This window comes from Acidovorax sp. KPB24-07 (assembly GCF_057543315.1).
In genome coordinates this window covers 1-3,328 of sequence record NZ_BAAJYS010000359.1, presented here as the reverse complement: position 1 = coordinate 3,328, position 3,328 = coordinate 1, and the positions used below count along the sequence as shown (strand labels likewise).

At 70.5% G+C, this 3,328-nt stretch carries 3 protein-coding genes; 1 reads left to right on the top strand and 2 read right to left on the bottom strand.

Annotation, left to right across the window (positions count from 1 at the left end; translation table 11 throughout):
- Positions 1–226: 226 nt before the first annotated feature.
- Positions 227–610 carry a cupin domain-containing protein gene (locus AC27IQ_RS20910; protein WP_487090640.1) on the top strand — a complete coding sequence of 128 codons (384 nt, stop codon included), beginning with the start codon at positions 227–229 and terminating at the stop codon, positions 608–610.
- A 78-nt stretch (positions 611–688) separates the two neighbouring features.
- On the opposite strand, the gene AC27IQ_RS20905 is transcribed toward AC27IQ_RS20910, so the two are convergent.
- Both AC27IQ_RS20905 and AC27IQ_RS20900 read right to left on the bottom strand, forming a co-directional pair.
- Entirely contained in the window at positions 689–2,518 is a 1,830-nt protein-coding gene (locus AC27IQ_RS20905; RefSeq protein WP_487090639.1) for a gamma-glutamyltransferase family protein, read from the bottom strand.
- A 176-nt stretch (positions 2,519–2,694) separates the two neighbouring features.
- Positions 2,695–3,328: alkaline phosphatase D family protein (locus AC27IQ_RS20900; protein WP_487090638.1), on the bottom strand; the 634-nt coding region annotated here is incomplete at its 5' end.

Sequence of the window (3,328 nt, the reverse complement as noted above, 5' to 3'; positions counted from 1 at the left end):
ATGCCCTAGTGTTGATTGTGCTGGGGCCTGTTTTGATACCAAGCCTGCTTCGCAGGGCCCCGCCGGGGTGCTGGCCGGTGCGGTGCGCGCGGGGCCGCGCATAAGATCGCATCGGCACCGGACGGGCCGCGGCATGCTGCGGCGGCCCGCGCTGCCATCCGACCATTCCAAAGGAGACAACCCATGAAAAAAAACGTTCCGCCTGCTGGCCGCCGCATTTGCCCTGGTGGGAGTGGCATCGACGGCGTCGGCCGAGGTGTACCCCAAGGAGGTGCTGCTGAAAGCCAACAAGGAGGGCGCCGGCGGCGGCAAGGGCACGCTGGCCGGCGAATACGCCTTCACCCGCGACAAGGCGCTCAAGGACCAGGCCATCAAGGAGATCAGCTGGCTCACGCTGCAGCCGGGTGACTCCATCGGCTACCACAAGCACACCAGCAACGAGGACACCTACGTCATCGTCTCGGGCCGCGGCACCTTCAAGGACAAGGACGGCGTGGACGTGGCCGTGAAGCCGGGCGACGTGACCATCGTGCGCAAGGGCGAATCGCACGGGCTGACCAACACCGGCACCGAGCCGCTGGTGTTCCTGGACGTGATCGCCGAGCAGTAGGCGCTGGCGCGGCGGCCAGCCCCGGGCCGCAACGCCCAAGAGCACCCGCAGGGTGCTCTTTTTTTGAGGGGCGGGCGCTCAGTCCCCCATCACCACGCCTTCGCGGCGCGGGTCGGCGCCGCCCAGCCACATCGGCTGCCCGTGCACCTCGGCGCGGGTGATGGCCTGCAGGCCGCTGGTCATGTTCATCTCGCGCACCTCGGCGCCGCGGGCACGCAGCGCCTCCACCGTGGCCGGCGGGAAGCGTTTTTCCTCCAGCATCGTCGGGCCATTGAGCGAGCCGAAATTGGGCAGGTTGATGGCCTGCTGCGGCATCAGCCCCCAGTTGAAGATGCCGTAGAGCGTCTTGGCCGTGTAGTGGATGATGAGCGCGCCGCCCGGGCTGCCGCCGCTCATCACCACCTGGCCGGTCTGCTTGTCGAACACCAGCGTGGGCGCCATCGACGAGCGCGGGCGCTTGCCGGGCTCCACGCGGTTGGCGATGGGCTGGCCTTGCGCGTCCTTGGGCGCGAAGCTGAAATCGGTCAGCTCGTTGTTCAGCAGGAAGCCCTTGACCATCTGGCGCGAGCCGAACTGGTCTTCGATGGTGGTCGTCATCGCCACCGCGTTGCCGAAGGCATCGACGACGCTGATGTGGCTGGTGCCGTGCTCGATTTGGTCGGGCATGGGCGCATGGCTGGTTTGGACCGCGCCGGGGTTGCCGGGCTGCGCCACCTTCATGCTCTGCGGGCCGATCAGTTGGGCGCGCTGGGCGAGGTAGGCGGGGGCGAGCAGGGTGCTCCAGCTGCCGCCCGGCGGCTGCACGAAGTCGGGGTCGGCCACGTAGAGGCCGCGGTCGGCGAAGGCCAGGCGCGAGGCCTCGTTGTACAGGTAGAGCCAGTCGGCGCTGGGCAGCCAGTCGCCCGCGCCCTTGGGCCCTTCCTGCAGCGCCATCGTGGTGGCGTCGGTGTTCTTCAGGATGCCCAGGATCTGTCCCACGGCGATCGCGCCCGAGCTGGGCGGCGGAAAGCCGCACAGGCGAAAGTCCTTGGAAGCCACCTGGTAGTCCGTGCACAGCGCCTCGCGCTTCCTGGGCTGGTAGCCGGCCAGGTCGGCCAGCGCCAGGCGCCCGGGGTTGGTCGGGTGGCCCTGCACCTTGGCGACGATGGCCTGCGCCACCTCGCCCTCCAGCAGCGCCTTGGAGCCGTTGCGCGCGATGCCTTTCAGCACGGCGGCCAGCTCGGGGTTCTTGAGCACATGGCCCACGGGCCAGGGCTGGCCCGCCGCGTCGAAGAAATAGGCGCGCGCGGCCGGGTCCTGGGCCAGGTACTTTTCGTTGGCCAGCAGGGTGTTCAGGCGCGGGCTCACCTTGAAGCCGTTCTCGGCCAGCTGGATGGCCGGCTGGAACAGCGATGCCCACGGCAGCTTGCCGTGCTCCTGGTGCGCCAGCTCCAGCATGCGCACCGCGCCGGGCGTGCCCACCGAGCGGCCGCCCACCACGCCGTCATAGAAGGGCACGGGCTTGCCGTCTGCGCCGAGAAAGAGGTTCTCGGTGGCGGCGGCCGGCGCCGTCTCGCGGCCGTCATAGGCCTCGACCCGGCTGCCCGCCGAGTGCAGCAGGAAGGCGCCGCCGCCGATGCCGCTCGATTGCGGCTCGACCAGCGACAGCACCATCTGCACCGCGATGGCGGCGTCGATCGCCGAGCCGCCGGCCTGGAGCACCTGGTAGCCCGCATCGGTGGCCAGCGGGTTGGCGGCCGCCACGGCGAACTTCTGCGTCGCCCAGCCGGGCTTCTCGGTGTAGCCGGACGCGCCTTCGGGCTGGTCGGGCAGCGTGTAGTTCAGGCGGGGGCTGGTGCCGCAGGCCGCGAGCAGGGCGGCAGCCGCGAGGGCGGCCAGCCGGGCGGCGGGCAGGTGCTTGGGGGTCATGGAGTCTCCCGGTGTGGTGGGCGCCATGGTAATGCGGGGTGCAGGCCTGGCCTGCGGGTGTTACACCCCGCTACCGAAACGGCGCGCGTGGGTGGCCCCTGCGTTGGACGCCTTTGGTCTTTTTGGCCTCCGGCGCAATCAATACTAGGGCGTTTCGCTATCTATTTTGTAGCAAATCAAAGGTCGCGCACGGGCCCGGGGCGACCGTCTTCCACCACGAAGCGGGCCAGGGTGGAAGCGCCGCTGTCGGCCCGCAGCGGGTCGTCCACGGTGCGCAGCGTGGTGGTCCAGCGCCGGGGCGTGACCTCGGCCAGCCCCCAGCCGCGCAGGTCGCAGCGCGCCAGCAGCACGTGCGGGTTGTGGCGGACGATGGCGTCCACCTTGTCCTGCGTGGTGCCCGAGCGCGAGCTGATCGAGGTGCCGCAGAACTCGCTGGCCAGCACGCGGGCCGTGGGGGCCACGGAGGACTCGGCAGGCGCGGCCCCGTCGGCCGGCGCCATCACGTTGCAGACGTAGTTCTGGTGGATGTCGCCTCCCAGCAGCACCGTGTTGCGCGGCGCATGCCGGGCCACCGACTGCAGCAGCCGCTGGCGCGCGGCCGGGTAGCCGTCCCAACTGTCGGTCGATTGCACGCCGGAGGGGTAGTGGCGCGGCGAGAACAGCGTCTGCTGCGCGACCACGCTCCAGCGGGTGCCGTCGCCGATGGCGCTTCCCACACCGCCGCCGCGTGCATCGGCGGCCAGGCCGGCATCCAGCCAGCGCTCCTGCGCCGTGCCCAGGAAGCTGCGCCCGGGCGCCTGCAGTTCGGCG